The organism is Mesorhizobium sp. M0522, from assembly GCF_040321085.1.
In the GTDB taxonomy this organism is placed as follows: Bacteria; Pseudomonadota; Alphaproteobacteria; order Rhizobiales; family Rhizobiaceae; genus Mesorhizobium.
In genome coordinates, this window is the sequence record NZ_JAMYQW010000017.1 from 105,288 (window position 1) to 125,486 (window position 20,199).

Here is a 20,199-nt window from a genome sequence, read left to right on the forward strand (position 1 = left end):
CCGGCATCAATCTTTCATAGACTGTTCGCGCAACGAATCCGCCAGGAGGTTGAGGCCGAGCACGAACGACATCAATGCGATCGTCGGCGGCAGCGCCGGGTGGATGAAGGAGCGCAGCAGCCGGCTGGCATCCTTGATCGCCGTGCCCCAGTCCGGGCTTTCCGGCGCCAGTCCCAGCCCGAAATAGCCGAGCGTGCCGAGCAGGATCGTGGTGTAGCCGATGCGCAGGCAGGCGTCGACGATCAGCGGCCCGCGCGCATTGGGCAATATCTCCCACAGCATGATGTACCAGGGCGATTCACCGCGCGTTTGTGCCGCCGCAACATAGTCGCGCGTTTTGATATCCATGACCAGGCCGCGCACGATGCGGAACACGCCGGGGCTGGAGGCGAACACCACCGCCACGAAGATGTTGAGCTGGTTGGGATCGATGTGGATGATCTTGAACGGATCGGCATCGAAGACAAGGCCTGCATAGATCCAGCCGCCAAGTACCAACGTCAGGCCAAGCAGGATATAGAGGCGGTCGGGGCGGTTCTTGTAGCGCGTCCAGAACAGCACACTGAAGAAGATGATCGGAAACAGGAAGAACAGCCCTGCCATCGCGTAGGGGATCGGCGTGTCCATGATGCCCGGCGTCACCAGCAGGTAGAACAGGAGGATCACCGGGAAGGCCAGCACAAGGTTGGCGAGGAAGGACAGCACCGTATCGATCTTGCCGCCATAATAGCCGGCCGGCAGGCCGAGCGTAATGCCGACCATCAGAGCAAAACCGGTCGCCGCCGGCGCGATGATCAGCACGATCTGGCTGCCATAGACCATGCGGGAGAACACGTCGCGGGCGAGCTTGTCGCCGCCGAAATAGTATACAAGTTTCGACCCCGGCTCGATTGCGCCCGGCAGCGCGTCCTTCATGATCGGCACTTGGGCGAGCGGATCGAAGGGCGAGATGGTCGACGCGAAGATCGCCGTAAACAGCCAGAACAGGCAGATGCCGACGCCGACGATGCCGACGCCGCTGTCGAAAAGCTGGCCGTAAAGGCCTAGCTTCTTCTTGTAGCCGAAGCTCGCCCCCATCACCAGGGCGAGAGCGATCCAGACCGGCCAGAAGCGGGTAAGCACGCCGAGTACGACGTTGAAGGCGCTGAGATATTCGACCTGCATCCGCCGGTCTCCTATTGAACTCTGATGCGCGGATTGAGGAACGCGTAGCCGACATCGGAGATGAGCTGTGTGATCAGGACGATAAACACCGAGACCAGCGAGCAGCCGAGCAGAAGATCGATGTCGTTGTTGCCGGCGGCCTCGACCAGCGTGTAGCCGAACCCCTGGTAGCGGAACATCACCTCGACGATGACGACGCCGGTGAGCAGCCAGGGGAACTGCAGCATGATGACCGTGAATGGCGCGATCAGCGCGTTGCGCAGAGCGTGCTTTATCACCACGCTGCCGAAGGAGAGGCCCTTCAGCCGGGCGGTTCGGATATATTGCTGTGTCATCACCTCCACCATCGAGGCGCGGGTCATGCGAGCGATGTAGCCGATGCCGTATATCGCCAGCGTCATCACCGGTAAGGTGAAATTATAGAAGGTGATGCCCTGGCTGGCCGAGGCCGCCGAACCGTTCAGCACGCCGAGCCAGGAGGCAAAGATCACGGTGAAGATGACGCCCGAAACATATTCGGGCGTCGCCGTCGAGGCGATCGAAGCCACCGACAATGTGCGGTCGGTGCGTGAACCCTCGCGCATGCCGGCGAGAATACCGATCAAAAGCGAGATCGGCACCATTACGGCCAGCACGCAGAGCATCAGGATGCCGGTGGCGCTGAGCGCCGGAAAGAGTTTCGAAGCGACCGTCGTCTTGAACTTGGTCGAGCAACCGAAATCGCCTTGCAGGATGCCGGAGAATGTCGGCACGACCGGATCGTTGCAGAAGGAGAAACGCTGTGCGGGCTTGCCGGTCGCCGGGTCGGTCACCGGCTGCTTGGGCATGATGCCCAGCCATTGGCCGTAGCGGATAAAGAAATTCTGCCGATAGCCATGGTTGACCAGCCAAGCCTCAAGCTGCTCGGCGGATGTGTGCATTTCGGTCTGGCTGATCGCGAGCTTCTTCAGATTAGGCCCGAGATTGACCAGGAAGAAGACGATCATCGTCAGGCACAGCATCGTCACTGCCATGGTGCCGAGACGCCTGATAACGAAAGAAAGCATGGCGGTCCCCTGCCGGTCGGGTTGGGGGGTGGAACCGGTTTGCAAGCCGTGCGCTGCCGCCAGCGGCAGAACAAGCCTTCAGACCAGTCCCAGATGCAATACCCTTTTTATTGCAGACCCAGGCCGAAGAGTCCGCAACTTTTTGCTGCGCCGACTTCCGGTCCAAGGACCATGCAAAGAGCGAGGGAAAGGGGCGAGACGCCCCTTTCCGGATCGTCCGGTCAGGCCTGGTCGAGCCAGACCTTGCCGTAGTCGCGCTCGAAGGTCGGGTGCATCTTGTAGTTCTGCACCGCCTTGACCGAATGGCTGTAGAGCTTGCGCCAATAAGGCTGGATGATAATGCCGGAATCCTGCAGGATCTGCTCGATATCCTTCATCATTTCCTTGCGCTTGGCGGCGTCGGCAACTGCCAGCGCAGCGTTGAGCTTGGCATCCCACTCCGGATTCGACCAGGCCGTCTCGTTCCAGGCCTCACCTGTGCGATAGCCGATCGCCAGAACCTGGACGCCGAGCGGCCGCATGTTCCAGTTGGTCATCGACAGCGGATACTTCGTCCAGTCGTTCCAGAAGGTCGAACCCGGCAGCACCGTACGCTTGACCTTGATGCCGGCGTCGCGCATCTGCGCGGCGATCGCATCGCCTGTGTTCTTGTGCCAGTCTTCGTCGACCGTGATCAGTTCGTGCTCGAAATCGGCCTGGCCGGCTTCGGCCATCAGCGCCTTTGCCTTGGCCGGGTCGCGAGCAATCTTCGGCAATTCATAGTATTCCGGATGGATCGGGGCGACATGGTGGTTTTCGGCAACCGTGCCGGCATTGCCGTAGCCGAGCTGGAGGACGACATTGTTGTCGACCGCGAGCTGCAGGGCGTTGCGAACCTTCTGGTCGCCGTAAGGCTTGTTGGTGACGTTGGTGCGGCAGACGATCGTCGACGCGGTGACGACCTCCGACTTCGCCAAGTCCATGCCGTCGAGAATGGACACATAGTCGGCCGAGGTTTCGAAGTTGGTGTGCACTTCGCCTGCCTCGAAGGCGCTGACCATGGCCGCCGGATCGGTGCCGTAGTCGATGAACTCGATGCCGTCGAGGAAGACCTCGCCGTCCCACCACTTGTTATCTTCGCGGCGCTTGTAGACCACTTTCTGGCCGACATCGTAGGAGACCAGCTCGAACGGCCCAGTGCCGATCGGGCAGGACTTGAAGTCGCCGCCTTTTTCGTCGAACGTCTTGTGGACGATGAGGCCGGGATAGTCGCACACGTTGGGAATGAGGGCGATATCCGGCTTGCTGAGCGTCAGCTTGATCGTGTGGTCATCGACCTTGGTCACCGCGCTCTCATCCAGCTTGTCGTCCTTGACCAGCGAACCGAGGCGACCCGGCATGGAATTGCCTTCGGCCTTCTTGTCGGCCCAACGCTTGAGGTTGAAGATGACGTCGTCTGCGGTGAACGGATCGCCGTTGTTCCAGGTGACGCCTTTGCGCACATGCAGCGTGTATTCGGTAGCGTCGTCATTCACGTCCCAGCTCTCCAGCAGATAGGGGCGGAACGTGTATTCGGTGGTGTATTTGACCAGCGGCTCGAGCGCCTGGCGCTCGGCATTGGCGATTTCCGACCAGTCGGACTTGCGCGGATCCTTCGGATCCTTGATCCATTGCGCGACCTTCAGTATGCCGCCTTTCTTGCCCTTCACCTCTTCCGCCTTGGCCGGCGTCGGGTCTGCGAGGCCAAGCATGCCATAAGCCATCGCCGTCGACGCGCCGAAAACGCTGGCGAGAGCCAGAAATTCGCGACGATCCATCTTGCCTGCCTTGGCATCTTCGGCCATGGCCAGGATGTGATCGGGAACGCGGTCGCCGTTACTCTTGTAGATCGTCATGACTAACTCCCATTGTTGGCTTTCTGCCTTTTAACATTCCGCATCCGCGCCATGATGTCAAAGACGGCACGGATTGGGAACATGCCAAGGAATGTGCAACTTTGAAAGCAGGGCGGTTCGCGCGATAACGACAGTCTTGGCGCAAATTTGCTACTGCGCCAGGGATTTCGTCTGAAATCTCAACGGGCAATTAAACTGGGACATTCGCCGCTGCGCCGCTCGTTCTTCAGGCAACCACCTGTTCTGCGCGAACCGCCGGTTTCAATATTCCCGTTCGTAGAAAACACCGCCTTTGGCTTCGCCGGCGTCGGTTGCCTCGCCACGCAGCTTGACGCCGCGTCCAACGTCGAGATCGACGGTTGCCTTGCCCGAGCCCGGCCTGTCGCCCTTCTGGATCGTCACATAGGTACGGTCGTTGAGATACTTGCCCGCCGAGACGGCGGTGCCGCCCTCTTCGTCGGTGATCACGTCGAGATCGTCGACGCCGATCGCACTGCGCAGGTTCTGCAGCAGGGAGGTCGAGCCGCCGACGCCGGCTAGTTGTCCGGCAGCCTCGGCAAGCTGCGCGATCTGCAGCGGCGACAGGTTCGACATCGAACGGCCGAAGATCAGCTGCGCCAGCACCTCGTCCTCCGGCAGCACCGGTACCGAGGAGAAGGTGAATTTCGGGTTGTTCGCCTCGCCCGACACCACGATGGTCACGGTGGCGCTAGTCGTCTTCGATTGCGCCGTGAGATTGAGGTAGGGCACCAGAGAGCCGGAAAAGCCGACGGTGCCTTCGGTGAAGGTCAGCCGCTTTGCAAGGATCGTCAGCCGCCCGCGCCGCAAGGTGAAGGTGCCGACCGCCTGGGGTGACGATGCCGGACCGGTCAGCCGCAGCGAACCGCCGAGCTCGGCGTCGACGCCCCTGCCCTGGATGAAGATCTGGCTCGGCGCATTGACCGTGACGTCGAGGTTGAGGCCGCTGCCTCCACCGCCGCTGCTTGCTGCGGCCGGGCGCAACGCCTTGTCCTGTGCACGCACGGCTGCCGGCGCATTCTTGTGCTTGACGTTGAGCTCGGCCAGCGAGCCGGGCAGCCTTTCGGGTACGGTGATGACGGTCTTGGCCAGGTTGACGGTACCGGAAATCACCGGCGCGGAGGTGAGCGGTCCCTTGACGGTCAGGTCGCCGCCGAGATTGGCGGTGACCACCTTGCCGTCGGTATAGCGGCCGTCGACGAGCTTGATCGACAGATCGGCCGGAAAACCTTTTGCCGGATCGATGCCGACGGTGCCGCTGGCCGAAAGGCTGCCGCGTGTCGACAGCGTGCCGGTCAGGCGGTTGATCCTGGCCACGCCATTGCCGATAGCGACATCGGCAGTGATGTCGTTGATCGCAAGCCCCGATCGCGCATCGACCAGACGGGCGCCCGACGTGCGGACCGTGCCTGAGATCACCGGCGACGTCGCCGGGCCGCGCACCTGCACATCGACGTCGGCCGTGCCGCTCAGGGACAGGCCTTGCGCGGCGAGTGTCCTGGTGAGGAAGGCGAACGGCACCTTGCCGGAAAAGTTGAGATCAAGGGTGGGCGCGCCTGATGTCGTCATCGTGCCGCCGCCCTTGAGGCCGAGGCCGGCGGCATCGCTCATGTTGGCGTCGAACGTCAGTCTGTTGCCCGAATACGTACCTGAGGATGAAACGCCCATGCCGCCGAAACCTGCACCACGGGTCTGCGACGTCTGAACGCCTGCGGCGTCGATCTTGAAGGCAACGGCCGGATTGGCCGGCGCGCCCGTCACCTTCACAGTGCCTGAGATGGAACCGGCGGCATCGAGGCCCGGCGAAAAACTGTTGGCTATCGAGATCGGGACGCGGGCCAGCGTCGCGTTGAGGTCGAACGCCTGCCCAGCCTTGCCCGTGACCGTCGCCGTGCCGCCGCCGAGGTTGAGCACCAGCCTGTCGAGGCTGGTCACTCCATTGGCGATGTTGATGGTCGAGGCCTGGGCGATGGCCGCCTTGATGCCGCGGATGGTCGCCTCGCCGGAGGCAAGTTCGACCGTCGTCGTGCCCTTGACCGCCTTGACCCGGCCGGCCGCCCTCAGCGGAATATCCTTGACGGTGGCGCCACCGGAAAAGCCGGTCCATTCGCCGTCGCGCTTGAGATCGACGTTGACGCCCCGAATAGCCGTGCCGCCGGAAGTTACGCTGTCGGCACGGATTTTGCCCGAGATCACCGGTGCCGCCAGATAGTTGGCGATCAGCGCATCGATGCTCACGGCCTTGGCCGAGACATCGCCGCGCGAGATCGAGGCCGTCGTCGCCTTGACGGCGACTTGCGGCACGGTGCCCGCCTTCGAGAAGGCGATCGTGCCGCGCACATCGCCATCGGCCTTTTCCAGTGCCAGGGCCGCAAGCGGACCGATATCGGGCAGGTCGAGCGCCACGGTGCCGGCCGGCAGGAAGGCATCGTCGAGCGCCAGGTCGCCGGAGATACGGTTCTTGCCGAGCGACAGCAAAAGTCCATTGATGGCGCGTTTGCCGTCCGATGTCGCCAGCACGGCGCTGCCCTGCAGCGGTTGGCCGCCGACATTTCCGGTGAGTTGCACATTCGCAGCCGGGTTGGCGGCATCAGCCTTGCCGGTGGCAGTGAGCTTCAGACCGGTGATCTCGCGCGCTGCGACCGAAAGCCTGTCGCTGTTGACACTCAGCGACAGATCCGGCGCGGTGCTGGCGCCTTGCGCATTCAGCGCGAAAGAGATGGCGCCTTTGGCGTCCTTGGATAGCAGCGAGACGTCGCCTAGCGCGCCTTTGACGTCGGCGCTGAGCTTGTTGTCGGCAAGGCTCGCCTGGCCGTCTGCCGTCAGCGAACCGGACGACAGCCTGACGGTATTGGCGGTGACATTGCCATTGGCGTCCCGCTTCAGCGCGGCACTGAATTGCGTTCGCTCGGCCAGCACGCCACGTACCGCCGCCGGCAGTGCCGCCGAGGCGGCGTCCGCCTTGACATTGAGGTCGATGGCGCCGTCGGCCAGCGAGACCCGCCCGTTGAAGCCGCTGTTCAACGCGTCGCTGGTCACCGTGCCGCTATCGATGACGATGGCATCGGCGGCAAGGCTGCCGGCGAGTTTGGCGGTGACCTTGCCGGCGATCAGCGGCGCGACGGTCGGATTGTCGATGCCGAGTTTTTCGGCGGTCACCGAGCCAGAGATCGGCCCGGTCCGGGCTTTCACGTCGAAGCGATCGGAGTGCAGCACAGCCGTGATGCCCTCGATCTTAGCTAGATTGGTGGCGGCCGATGGCAGCGTCGCGGAAATGTCGAGCTTCGGCTGGGCGCCCTGCCCGGCCGCCCTTAGCGATATCGCCTGTAGCTCGAGCGTGATCGGGCTCTCCTTGCTGCCAAGCGACAACGGCAGGCTCGGACCGGTAGAGGCCAGGTCGAGCGAAAAATCGCTGGCACCGTTCGGATTGATGGTGCCGGCTGCCTTGCCGGAGATTTTCTCGCCGGCAAGCGTCGCCTGCTCGATGGCCAGGCCGCTGGCCGACGAGAAACGGCCTGCCGCGTCGAGATCCAGCGGCCCGAGCCCAGCCTGCCGGGTCTGGCTGGTTTCGGCGCCGCTGAGCCGGGCGGTGAAGCGAATATCTGGGGCAGCCGACGATCCGGTGACCTGCGCGGTGCCGCTGAGCGCGCCGACGGCATCGAGACCCGGTGAAAAATCATTGGCAAGCGCTGCCGGCACCGCCGACAAGGTGGCAGCGAGATCAAGCGTCTGGCCGGCCGTACCCGACACGGCAACCGAACCACCGCCGACACCGAGCGCCAATTTCTCTATGCTCACCCTGCCATTGGCGATTGTCAGCGCTGATGGCTGCGCGACAGCTGCCTTGATGCCGCGGATGGTCGCCTCGCCCGAGGCAAGCTCGATGCTGGTGGTGCCGTTCGCAACCCTGACCCGCCCGGACGCGCTGGCCGGAATGCCGGCGACCGTGGCGCCGCCGCTAAAGCCGGTCCAGTCGCCATCGCGCTTCAGGTCGACATCGATGCCGCTGATCACCGTGGTTCCGGAGGTGATCGTGTCGGCCTTGATCTTGCCGGCGATTGCCGGTGCTTTGAGATAATTGGCGACCAGCGCGTTGACGGCGATTGTCTTCGCCGCCAGTTCGCCGCGCGAAATCACGGCGCTCGTCGCATCGATCGCGACCGTCGGCGCTCCGTTGTCGTTCGCAAAGCGGATAGTGCCGCGCACGTCGCCGGCTACCGACTGGCCTGCGAGTGCGGCCAGCGGAGCAATATCGGCGGCATCGAGGGTCAATGTGCCGAGCGGCAGCAGGTTGTCGTCGAGCCCGAGGTCGCCGGAGACCTTGTTGTCGGCTAACGAGACGGCAAGTCCATTGATGGAGCGCTTGCCGTCGGTTGTGACCAGCGATGCCTTGAGGTCGAGCGGCTGGTCGTCGACCGAGCCGGTCAGCGAGACATCGGCGGCGGGACTGGCGATATCGGCCTTGCCGCTCGCGCTCAGCTTGATCTGCTTCACCGCATGGCCGGACGCCGTCAGGCTGTCGCTGTTGGCCGAAACCGAGAAATCCGGTGCGCTGCGCGCGCCGCTTGCGGTAAGCCCGAAACCGACGGCGCCGCCGACCTTGGCGCCGACCAGCGGCGACAGCACCGACACGTCGCCCAGCGTACCCTTGATATCGGCCCGGATATCGGTGCCTTGCGCACTGGCGGTACCGCTGGCGCTAAGCGTGCCGGAGGTGAGTTGCAATGCGTTGGCGGCGAACGCACCGTCTGGGTCGCGTGTCGCGGTCGCGGAAAACTGCACGCGCTCGCCGAGAACCGAGCTGATTTGCGGCGGCAGCGCCGTCGAAGCCGCGTCGGCATTCATCTTGAGCGTCATCGACAGATCGGCAAGCGCCACTGTGGCTGTTACGGACGCATTGAGCGCGTCGCTGCGTAGCGTGCCTTCGTCGACGACAATCTGTTCCTTGCTGACGGAGCCGGCGAGACCGGCGCTGACCCTGCCCGTTATCAGCGGCGCCAAAGTCGCGACGTCGGTGTTCAGGCCGGCCGCCGTCAGCTTGATGGTGACCGGCCCGCTACGGTTCTGGATGTCGAAACCATCGGAATGCACTTGCCCGATCAGGTCGTCCACCCGCGTGCCGCCCGCCACCACCGAGACCAGCGACGCGCCGATATCCATCATCGGCGCCTTGCCATCGCCGAAAGCGCGGGCCGTGGCATCCTTGATTGCCACGGTGATCGGTTGCGCCTCGCTGCCGAGGCTGAGCACGATCGGCGGCCCCTTTGCGGCGAGCTTCACCGAAAGGTCGCTGGCGCCGTTCGGATCGACAATGCCGGCGGCGGTCGCGTGCAAGGCGCCGCTGTCGATATTGGCGCGCTCGACATCGACGCCGCCGGCCGCGGTCGCCGTGCCGGCGAGGTCGAAGGTGGTCTTGCCGGCAAACAGCGGTTTCAGGGTTTCGGGCAGGAAGCGCTCGAATTCGCCATCGCCGTTGGCCTCGACATAATGACCCTTGTCGGTGAGCTGATGGCGACCGGTAAGCTGGGTGACGATCCGGCCGTCGACAACGAAGGTCCCGATGCCATTCCAGTTGGCGAGCGGTCCGGTGCCGGAAACGACAATGTTGACCGGCGGCGCGCCCGGCAGGTTGAGCAGGTTGGCGATGATGCCGCCGGCCGGCTCGGATGCCTTAAGGTCGAGGTCGAGCTTGTTGTCGGCCGGCGCGAAATGGGCTTTGGCGTCGACCGTGCCTTGCTTGCCGTCGTGGCGAACGATGTTGAGGTTGGTCTCGATCGCCAATGGTGAGGCGTCCGCCTTGAGCGCTCCCTTGGCTGCAAGTTCGGCGACACCGCTGCCGGCCAGAGCCTGCCCGAGCGCGATTTCGGGAAGGTCGAGTTGCCTGACGTCGATGGAAACCGGCAGCGTCGTCGCTCCGCTTTGGCTCGACTGTGTATTGGCCACCGGCAGCCTTGCCAACTCGATACGCTCGGCCCCAATGCGATCGGCGCTGAAGCTCTTCGACAGGAGTGCCAGCGGCGACCAATCGACGGCCACGTTGCGCGCCACCATCCAGGCGCCTTCGCGATCCTCCAGAACGACATGATCGACCCTCAGCGCGCCCGACCAGATACCGTCGATGCCGACGACAGTGACCTTGCGATCACCGGTCGAGGCCATGGTCGAGATGATGCCGGCAAGGTTTTCGCGGCCGCGCTCGGTTTTGGTCAGCACGACGAGCGCCCCCACCGCCGCTGCCACGACGATGAGCAGCGTGTAGAAAAGGATACGGAGGATGCGCCTGAATATTGCCATCAGAATGCCTGGCCGATGCCGGCATAAATGCCGAAATGAGGATCGTCGGGGCCGCGATTGAGCGGCACCGCCGCGTCGACGCGCAGCGGCCCGAACGCCGTCAGATAGCGCAAGCCTACACCCGCGCCGACCTTCATGTCCGAAAAATCGGGGACCTGCCTGGTCGACACCGTGCCGGCATCGACGAACGGCACGACGCCGATCTTGTCGGTGACGGCGATGCGCATCTCGACCGAGGTCTCGAAGAACGAAAGCCCGCCGATCGGCTCTCCATTGCTGTCCTTCGGGCCGATGCCTTGATAGGCATAGCCGCGCACCGAACCGCCGCCGCCTGAGTAGAAGCGTCGATCTGCCGGAACATCTTGAAGACTGGCGCCGATGATAGAGCCGATGGCGACACGTTCGGCGAAAACGAATTTCGAGGCCGAATCGAGTGACTGGTAGGCCGACCCCTCGCCCTTCAGCTTGACAAACGCAGCCCCGCTCAAAATGTCGTAGCTCGGCTCGCCATAGGCCAGCACCCTGAAGCCCCGGGTCGGATTGAGCTTGCTGTCGCGATTGTCGTAGACATATTGCAGTGGAATGCTGGCGATCAGATAGGTGTGCTTGCCGAAAGCGTCGTGGATCCTCGAATAATCCAGCGCGACTTGCGCGGAAACCGTCTGCTTCTTGTCGAGTTCGTAGGATAGGCCGGTGCTGCCCTTGACCGAGAAATGGTCGTAGGCGTCGGGGTGCTCCAGCACGGTATTGACGCTGGCAATGAACTTCGACGCCGGCCCGACCACGCCCGGCTTTTCGAACATGACGCCGGCATTGTAATTGAGCTGGGTCAAGTCGTTGCTGCCGATGCCGCTGATCTTGCCGTCGATGCGCAGCTTTTCGGCGCGGCCAAACAGATTGCGGTGCCCCCAATAGCCTTCGAGGCCCAGCCCCTCGGTGTTTGAGAAGCTGCCGCCAATGCCGAAATAGCGTGGCTTGCGCTCGCTGACCTCGACACCGATCGGGATGTTGCCCTCGGCGTCGAGCGCGTCGGCTTCCTTCACCGTCACGCTGTTGAAGACCTCGAGCCCAAGCAGCCGGTCGCGCGCGTCGTCGATCTCATCGGGCGAATACTGGCGGCCGCGCTTCAGGCCGGTCATATATTCGGTGAAGTCGCGGTCGACCTTTTCGGTGCCCTCGACAGTGGTGTCGCCATAGCCGGCGACCGGGCCGGCCGCGACGGCAAGCGTCACGTCGAGCGTCGAACCGGCGTGCTCGGCGACGATCTCGCGGCCCGTCACCTTGGCCAGCGGCCTGCCTTCTTGCTTGAGTGCCCGCACGATCGCCGCCTCGGCCTTGAGCACGGCGCCCGAACTGGCGTCACCGCCGGCGATCAGGCCGAAATCGGCACTTGCCAGCCCCGCCGCATCGCCTTCCAGTCTGATGTTGCCAAGCGTGAATTTCGGCCCGGCTGCTATGCGTATCACCACCGGTATCGGCTGCGGACCCGAAAACTCGGCATCGGGCGGCAGATCGTCGAGCGGCTTGCCCTGAATAGTGATGGTGACGACACCCTCGTAGCGGGCGTCAGTGTAGAGTGCGGCAACAAGTTGCTCACGGTCACTGCGCGCCTTGGCCAGCAGGCCGAGAGAACCGGATACCGGGTGTTCCTCGTCGGCCTTCAGCGCCGAGGCGTTTTCGAGCTTCTCGGCGAGATCCTTGTCGGCGTCCGGCGCCTCGATCGTCACCGCATAGCGCAGCGGGTCGACGATATCGGCATCTTCGTCTTTGGATCCCCACAGCTTGATGCCGAAAATCTCGAAGGCTGCCGCACTTCCGGTTTCGGCAACAAGTGCCGTAGAGCACAACAATGCGAAAAGCAGGGCGCGCGAAAGCGCGCGCCGTGGCGCGGTTCCTCCCGACATCTGCCTTTCATACGCCGGCATTACGCTCCTAGCCTAGCTCGCAAACCTAAAATTGGAATGAAGTTCTGAAGCACTCGTAAAGGGGCCACAATCCAATTGCTGAAATAGACAGGGCTTGGAACTCACACCTTCTGCGTCGCCGCAAGAAAGCGTGATCCCCTGTCCTATGGAGCTACTACCGGTCACCGGCCGGAAAGCAAACCGTTGGCAGGCGGATCCTGCCGCGTCCCGATGTTGACAAGCGCGACTGAAGCTTGAAGATTTCTGGACGTAAGCACTTGTCTGGAGGGGTTTATGGCAATGCGCGCGGCTCGTGGTCTATCGATTCTTTTCCTTCTCTTTTTTGCCTGGAGCGGTGTCGCGCAAGCGGCCGAAGCCCGGCGGGTGGTGACATCGGACAATTCCGACTATTTCGGTTTCGATCTCAGATCCGACCAGAATGTCAGCCTCGACCAGTGCAAGACCACCTGCCTCGGCGACCCGGCCTGCCGCGCCTTCACCTACAACCTCAAGGCCAAATGGTGCTTCCTTAAATCCGATTACAATTCGTTGAAACCCTTCGGTGGCGCCGTCGCCGGCAAGGTCGTCAACATCGATGGCGATCCCGACATCGGCGCGCCACCCGAACTCGCCTTCTTCCCCAACTGGATGGCCGACCAGGCCCAGCAATACCGCAACAACCTCACTGGCCCGACCTACACCAAGCCGACCGAGGGGCTGACGGCGCTGAGGGCCGCCGCCGAACAGTCGGCGCTGACGGGCGACCATCGCTCGGCCATGCACAAATACGAAGGGGCGGTTTCGGTGCTGCCGGATGATGGCCAGCTCTGGCTCGAGCTGGCGCGCGAAACGCTTGCCGTCCATCCGACCGCCAACAGCTCGGAGCCGTCGACCCTACCGGCGAACGCCACTTCCGCCGCCTTCAACGCCTACAAATTGCTGCGCACCACCAAGACGCGCGCCGACGTGCTGGCGCTGCTCGGGGACGGCCTTGATCGCCGCGATCTCTACAGGCCGGCCCTGCAGGCCTACGAGGCGAGCCTCGCTCTCGTCAATTCGCCGGCAGTCAGGGCCGCCTATCAGGATCTCAAGGCCCGCAAGGGCTTCCGCGTCATCGATCATACCGTCGATGCCGACACCAGCGCGCCACGCATCTGCGCGCAGTTCTCCGAGGAACTGGTCAAGACCGGCGTCGACTACTCGCAGTTCGTTACTGTCGACAACGCCGCTCCCAAGGGCGTCGAAGCCAAGGACAAGCAGATCTGCGTCGAAGGACTCGAGCACGGCCAACATTATGACGTGACCTTCCGCGCCGGCTTGCCGGCCGCCATTGGCGAAGTCACCGCGGCACCGGTGGTTCTGTCGATCTACGTGCAGGACCGCGCGCCTTCGGCCCGCTTCACCGGCGACAGCTTCGTCCTGCCCGCAGGCGCACGCCGGGGCATACCGGTCGTCACCGTCAATATGAATGCCGCCGAAATGAAGCTCTTCCGCATCGGCGACCGCTCGCTGGCCCAGCTTCTGTCGGGATATCAGTTCCTGCGCCAGCTTGACGGCTACGACATTTCGAACATCTCCGAACAGATGGGCGAGCCGGTCTGGCAAGGCCAGCTCGACATCGCCAACGACCTCAACAAGGAAGTCACCACCTCCTTCCCAATCGACGAGGCTTTGCCGAAGCGCAAGCCCGGCGTCTATGTGCTGACCGCACAAGCCGTCAACGATCGCAACGACGACTATGATTCGCACGCCACGCAATGGTTCGTCGTCTCCGATATCGGCCTGTCGACCTATACCGGACAGGATGGGCTGAACGTCTTTGCCCGTTCGCTTGCAACCGCCAAGCCGATCGCCGGCGCCGAGCTGACGCTGCTGGCCAGGAACAATGAAATCCTCGGCACCGCGACCACCGACGCGGAAGGGCGGGCGGTGTTCAATCCCGGCCTGACGCGCGGCGACAGCGGCATGGCCCCGGCCGTGCTGATGGCCAAACAGGGCGACGACGATTTCGTCTTCCTCGATATGGGCCGCGCCGGCTTCGACCTGTCCGACCGTGGCGTCGCCGGACGGCCGGCACCTGGCGCGCTCGACGTCTATGCCTGGACCGAGCGCGGCATCTACCGCGCCGGCGAAGATGTCCATGTCGCGGCCCTTGCCCGCGACAGTGCCGCCAAGGCGGTCGACAACCTGCCGCTGACCTTCATCTTCTCGCGGCCCGACGGCGTCGAGGACCGCCGCATCGTCAGCGACGGCGCGTCGGCCGGCGGTCACGCGGTCGACCTGCCGCTGGAACCCAACGCCATGCGCGGCACCTGGACGGTGGCGATCCATACCGATCCCAAGCAGGCGGCGGTCGCCAGCCAGATGTTCCTGGTCGAGGACTTCGTACCGGACCGCATCGAGTTCGACCTGTCCTCCGACAAGCAGGAGATCGCGCAGGGCGAGACCGCCAACATTACCGTCGACGGCCGCTTTCTCTACGGCGCGCCGGCCGCGGGCCTCGCGCTCGAAGGCGAATTGACGCTGTCGACCGCCCGCGACTGGGACCGCTTCAAAGGCTATTCCTTCGGTCTGGCCGACGAACAGTCGGCGGAACCGACGGTGACGCCCTTCACCGGCCTGCCGGTGGTCGGCGAGGACGGCAAGGCGACCTTCCCGGTCTCCGTCGATCAATTGCCATCCACCACCAAGCTGGTCGATGCAAAGGTCACTGTCAGGATGCGTGAAACCGGCGGCCGTGCCGTCGAGCGCTCGCTGAATATCGGCGTCCGCCCGCAGGGCCACATGATCGGCATCCGCCCGGATTTCGACGACGACGAGGTGCCGCAAGGCGGCACGGCCAAGTTCAGCCTGATCGCTGTCGACCCAGACGGCAAGCGTGAGGCGCTGATGGGCGCGCAGTGGTCGCTGGTCAAGGTCGAGCGTAGCTACCAGTGGTACCGCTCGAGCAACTCCTGGAACTATGAGCCGGTCACCTTCACCAAGGCGGTGGCCAACGGCCAGGTCGACCTGAGCGCCGATGGCGAGGCGACGGTGTCGCTGCCGGTCGACTGGGGCCGCTACCGGCTCGAGATCGAGACAGCGGATCCGGAAGGCCCGGCCACCAGCTACGAGTTCGACGCCGGCTGGTATGTCAGTTCCACCACCACCGAAACGCCCGACGGCCTCGAGATCGCCCTCGACAAGGATACCTATGCGGCGGGTGAAGTGGCCAAGCTCAAAGTGTCGCCGCACTTTGCCGGCGAGCTGCTCGTCACCATCGGCGCCGACAAGCTCCTGAAGACCGTCACCGCCAGCGTGCCGGCCGGCGGCAGCACCGTCGACATCCCGGTCGGCGACGACTGGGGTGCCGGCGCCTACGTCACGGCAACGCTGTTCAGGCCGGGCGATGCGCGAGAGACACGTATGCCGGCGCGCGCCATCGGCGTCAAATGGCTGAAGCTCGATCCCGGCTCGCGGAAGCTTGCCGTCAGCTTGGCGCCGCCGGACAAGACCATGCCGCGCCGGCAGCTGTCGATCCCGGTGGCCGTAGCCGGCGTGCAACCCGGCACCAACGCCTATGTCATGGTCGCGGCCGTCGACGTCGGCATCCTCAACCTGACCAACTACAAGGTACCGGATCCGGAGAACTGGTTCTTTGGCCAGCGCATGCTCGGTCTCGAGGTTCGCGACATCTATGGCCGGCTGATCGACGGTTCGCTGGGCACAACCGGTAAGCTGCGCACCGGCGGCGACGGCGCCAACATGCAATCGCAAGGCAGTCCGCCGACCGAAAAGCTGGTCGCCTTCTTCTCCGGCCCGGTCCAGCTCGACTCCGACGGCAAGGCGCGGATCGACTTCGACATACCGCAGTTCAACGGCACCGTGCGCGTCATGGCCGTCGCCTGGACAAAGGAAGCAGTCGGCCATGCCCAGTCCGACGTCATCGTTCGCGATCCGGTGGTGATCACCGCCGGCCTGCCGCGATTCCTGGCGCCCGGCGATTCCGCCGTCATGCGGCTCGACGTCGCCGACACCGACGGCCCCGCTGGCGACTACAAGCTGACCATCGACACGACGGGCGACCTGTCTACCCGCAGTGCCGCCTTGCCTGAAAAGCTGACGCTGGCCAAAGGCAAGCGGCAGACGCTGACCGTGCCGTTGATTGCGCAGACCGCAGGCAATGCCTCGATCACCATCAAGCTTGCGCATGCCGACGGCACCGCCGTCGAGCAGACGCTCTATGTGCCGGTGCGCCCGGCGCAACTACCGGTGACCACCCGCATGGTCGTCGACCTCAAGGGCAATGGCGGCACGCTGCGCGTCGACAAGGAACTGCTGGCGGCAAGCCTGCTCGATGGCGCTTCGGTCAGCGTCGGCGTTTCGCAGGCGGCTGCCTTCGATGTACCGTCGCTGCTGATGACGCTCGACCGCTATCCCTATGGTTGCGCCGAACAGACCACCAGCCGCGCCATGCCGCTTCTCTACGTCAACGAGATGGCTTCCGGCATCGGCATGGCCAGCGACCCCGATCTGCATGGCCGCGTCCAGGACGCTATCTACAAGGTGCTGAGCTATCAGGCCTCGGCCGGCAGCTTCGGCCTGTGGGGTCCGGGTTCCGGCGATCTGTGGCTCGACGCCTATGTCACCGATTTCCTCACCCGGGCGCGCGAGCAGAAGTACGACGTACCGGCCCTGGCGATGAACCAGGCGCTGAGCAATCTGCAGAACGCGATCGGCTACGATCAGGACGTCCAGGATCGCAGCAGCGAGATCGCCTATGCGCTCTATGTGCTTGCCCGCAACAAAAAGGCCTCGGTCGGCGATCTGCGTTATTATGCCGACACCCAGCTCGAAGCCTTTACCAGCCCGATGGCCGTCGCCCAATTGGCGGCGTCTCTCGCGCTCTACGGTGACACCCAGCGCTCGGAGGCAACCTTCCAGGCCGCGCTGCAACTGGCCAAGTCGACGCCCGAATATGACTATTACCGGTCCGACTATGGCTCGCCACTGCGCGACGGCGCGGCGATCCTGGCGCTTGCCGCGGAAAGCAAGCCGGTGCCGACCATCGTGCCGGCGCTGATCCAACTAGTGACCAGGGAACGCGCCGACGCCAGGTGGACCAGCACACAGGACGAGTCCTGGATGCTGCTGGCGGCCCGCGCGCTGAAGGCCGGCAATGATTCGATCGCGCTGACCGTCAACGGCGCACCGCATGCCGGCGGCTATTCGGACCAGATCGTCGGTGGCGACCTGGCCGACAGTCCGCTGACCATCGTCAACACCGGCAGAAATCCGCTGCAGGCGGTCGTCACCACCGTGGCTTCGCCGATCCAGCCTCTGCCGGCCGGCGGCAACGGCTTTACCATCAGCCGTACCTACTACAAGCTAGACGGCACAGAGGCCAACGTGACGGAGGTCAAGCAGAACGAACGCTATGTCGTCGTGCTCAAGGTTTACGAGCAGAACACCTGGCCTTCGCGACTGCTGATCACCGACCTGTTGCCGGCCGGCTTCGAGATCGACAATCCGGGCCTGGTCTCCAGCGCCCAATTGACGAACTTCTCCTGGCTGGCGCAGACCGATGCCGCCCATCTCGAATTCCGCGACGACCGTTTCGTCGCGGCGTTCAATCCCAACGACGGCGACGGCGACCGCAACATCACACTCGCCTACGTCGTGCGCGCGGTGACGCCGGGCACCTACGCCCACCCGGCGGCAACGATCGAGGACATGTACCGGCCGCAATATTCGGCCCGCACCGCCACCGGCATGATGGAGGTCAAGGCGCCGTAGGCAAAGATGGCGAACAGGAACATGGCGATGGCGCCTTCGCAAAGGATTTTGCCAATCTTCAGCGATGCAGAAAGGGAGCCGAGGTCGCGGCCGGCTCTCCCTTCTCCCCTTGTGGGAGAAGGTGGCCTCGCGAAGCGAGGTCGGATGAGGGGTGTTCCAGCTTGGCACCAATAGCGCTCTGGCCAGCACCCCTCAACCGTCTTGGCGCTGCGCGCCAATCCACCTTCTCCCACAAGGGGAGAAGGAAGAAGGGCAGCGCCGTGCTCTCCAAAAAATTCCTCCGCCGTTCAGCCATCACGGGCATCTCCGTCACTGGCTTCCTCGCCCTCTCCGCTGCCACCCTCTGGCAGCTCGACCGCGCCTTTCCGCCGCCGCTGCCGGCGGAGCTGACGGTATCAACCGAAGTGCAGGACCGCGACGGCCAGCTGCTGCGCGCCTTCGCTACGCCGGATGGCTACTGGCGGCTCGCTACCAGCTTGGACCAGGTCGACAAGCAGTTCGTCGACATGCTGGTCACCTATGAGGACAAGCGTTTCTGGGATCATCAAGGCGTCGACGTGCTGGCACTGGCGCGTGCCGCCGGCCAGTTCGCGACCAGCGGCCATATCGTGTCCGGTGGCTCGACGCTGCCGATGCAACTCGCCCGGTTGATCGAACCGCGCGACAGCCGCAGCCTCGGCTCGAAGATCAAGCAGATGCTGCGCGCCCTCCAGATCGAACGGCGGCTTTCCAAGCGCGAGATCCTCGAACGCTATCTGACGCTGGCGCCCTATGGCGGCAATCTCGAAGGTGTGCGCGCGGCTTCGCTTGCCTATTTCGGCAAGGAGCCGAAACGGCTGACGGTCTCGGAGGCGGCCCTGCTCGTCGCTTTGCCGCAATTGCCGGAAAAGCGGCGCCCTGACCGCAACCTCGACGTCGCCCATGCCGCCCGCGACCGCGTGCTGACCCGCATGGTCTCGGCGGGCCTGCTCGGCGAACGTGAGGCCGCGCGTGCCGCGCTCGACGATGTGTCGGGGCTCCGGCGGACCTTGCCGGCGCTCGCTGCCCATGCGGCCTATACGATGCTGTCCAAGGCCATTCCCGGCCAGAAGCTGCAACTGACGATCCGCAAGAGTGTCCAGGAAGGGCTGGAGCAGGTGGCCAAGGATGCGGCCGCCAGGCTCGGCCCTCGCCTCTCGGTGGCCATGGTACTGGCCGATGCCCGTACCGGCGATATTCTTGGTGAGGTCGGCTCTGCCGATTTCTTCGATGCCAGCCGTTCGGGCTGGATCGACATGACCAAAGTCGTTCGTTCGCCTGGCTCGACGCTGAAGCCGTTCATCTATGGCCTCGCCTTCGAACAAGGCCTGGTGGCGCAGGAGATGCTGATCGAGGACAGCCCAGCCGATTTCTCCGGGTATCGGCCGAAGAACTTCGACATGGGCTATCAGGGCGATGTCAGCATCAGGCAGGCGCTGCAATTGTCGCTCAACGTGCCGGCGATCCGCGTGCTCGACGCGGTCGGCCCGGCCCGGCTGATGGCACGCTTTCGCCAGGCCGATGTGACCCCTATCCTGCCCGTCAACGAAGCGCCCGGCCTGGCGATCGGCCTCGGCGGCGTCGGGGTGACCCTGCGCGACCTGGTCCAACTCTATGCCGGCCTTGCCAATGGCGGCAAGGCACACACGCTGCATGACGGCACCGAGCCGGCGAATGCCGAACGCTCGACCACCACCATCCTCGACGGGCAGGCGACCTGGCAGATCACCGACATCCTGTCGGGCGTCAAGCCTCCCCAGGGTGCCGCCCAACGCGGCATCGCCTACAAGACCGGCACCTCCTACGGCTATCGCGACGCCTGGTCGGTCGGCTTCGACGGCCGCTACGTGCTCGGCGTCTGGGTCGGCCGCCCCGACGCCGGCGCGGTGCCCGGCCTGTCCGGCTATATCTCGGCTGCGCCCATCCTGTTCGAAGGTTTTGTCCGTTCCAGCCTAGCCGCCGTACCGCTGCCGAGCCAGCCGTCCGGCGTGCGGCGTGCCGAGCGGGGGGGGGTGGCGGGGGCGCTGGCGGGCGGAGGGGGCGGGGGCGGCGGTGGGGGGGCGGGGCCGCCGGCCCAACCAGGGCCGGGCCGGATCTTTTCCGCCG

General features: G+C 64.3%; 7 protein-coding genes. 2 read left to right on the forward strand and 5 right to left on the reverse strand.

Annotated elements, in window-relative coordinates; genetic code table 11:
• Positions 1-6 precede the first annotated feature (6 nt).
• The 5 genes from NKI58_RS19305 to NKI58_RS19325 all read right to left on the reverse strand — a co-directional run bounded on the left by NKI58_RS19305 (position 7) and on the right by NKI58_RS19325 (position 12,321).
• Positions 7-1,164, reverse strand: a complete 1,158-nt coding sequence (locus NKI58_RS19305; RefSeq protein ID WP_352456230.1) for an ABC transporter permease — start codon at positions 1,162-1,164, stop codon at positions 7-9.
• An 11-nt stretch (positions 1,165-1,175) separates the two neighbouring features.
• Positions 1,176-2,210 (reverse strand): ABC transporter permease, encoded by a 1,035-nt coding sequence (locus tag NKI58_RS19310; protein ID WP_352453204.1) that lies wholly within the window; start codon positions 2,208-2,210, stop codon positions 1,176-1,178.
• Positions 2,211-2,431: 221 nt separating this feature from the next.
• Entirely contained in the window at positions 2,432-4,084 is a 1,653-nt protein-coding gene (locus NKI58_RS19315) for an ABC transporter substrate-binding protein (RefSeq protein WP_352453205.1), read from the reverse strand.
• 261 nt (positions 4,085-4,345) lie between these two features.
• Positions 4,346-10,396, reverse strand: coding sequence for a translocation/assembly module TamB domain-containing protein (locus tag NKI58_RS19320; protein ID WP_352826661.1), 6,051 nt, complete (start codon positions 10,394-10,396; stop codon positions 4,346-4,348).
• Positions 10,396-12,321 (reverse strand): autotransporter assembly complex protein TamA, encoded by a 1,926-nt coding sequence (locus tag NKI58_RS19325; RefSeq protein WP_352786668.1) that lies wholly within the window; start codon positions 12,319-12,321, stop codon positions 10,396-10,398. Before NKI58_RS19325 ends, NKI58_RS19320 begins: the two co-directional genes overlap by 1 nt.
• A 273-nt stretch (positions 12,322-12,594) precedes the next feature.
• On the opposite strand from NKI58_RS19325, the gene NKI58_RS19330 reads away from it, so the two are divergent.
• Entirely contained in the window at positions 12,595-18,075 is a 5,481-nt protein-coding gene (locus tag NKI58_RS19330; protein ID WP_352853599.1) for an alpha-2-macroglobulin family protein, read from the forward strand.
• 260 nt (positions 18,076-18,335) lie between these two features.
• Positions 18,336-20,199: penicillin-binding protein 1C (pbpC, locus tag NKI58_RS19335; protein WP_352853601.1), on the forward strand; the 1,864-nt coding region annotated here is incomplete at its 3' end.

Coding starts and splice junctions, on each gene's coding strand:
- NKI58_RS19325 (WP_352786668.1), bottom strand. CDS start 12,321: ATGCCGGCGTATGAAAGGCAGATGTCGGGAGGAACCGCGCCACGGCGC.
- NKI58_RS19310 (WP_352453204.1), bottom strand. CDS start 2,210: ATGCTTTCTTTCGTTATCAGGCGTCTCGGCACCATGGCAGTGACGATG.
- NKI58_RS19305 (WP_352456230.1), bottom strand. CDS start 1,164: ATGCAGGTCGAATATCTCAGCGCCTTCAACGTCGTACTCGGCGTGCTT.
- NKI58_RS19330 (WP_352853599.1), top strand. CDS start 12,595: ATGGCAATGCGCGCGGCTCGTGGTCTATCGATTCTTTTCCTTCTCTTT.
- NKI58_RS19320 (WP_352826661.1), bottom strand. CDS start 10,396: ATGGCAATATTCAGGCGCATCCTCCGTATCCTTTTCTACACGCTGCTC.
- NKI58_RS19315 (WP_352453205.1), bottom strand. CDS start 4,084: ATGACGATCTACAAGAGTAACGGCGACCGCGTTCCCGATCACATCCTG.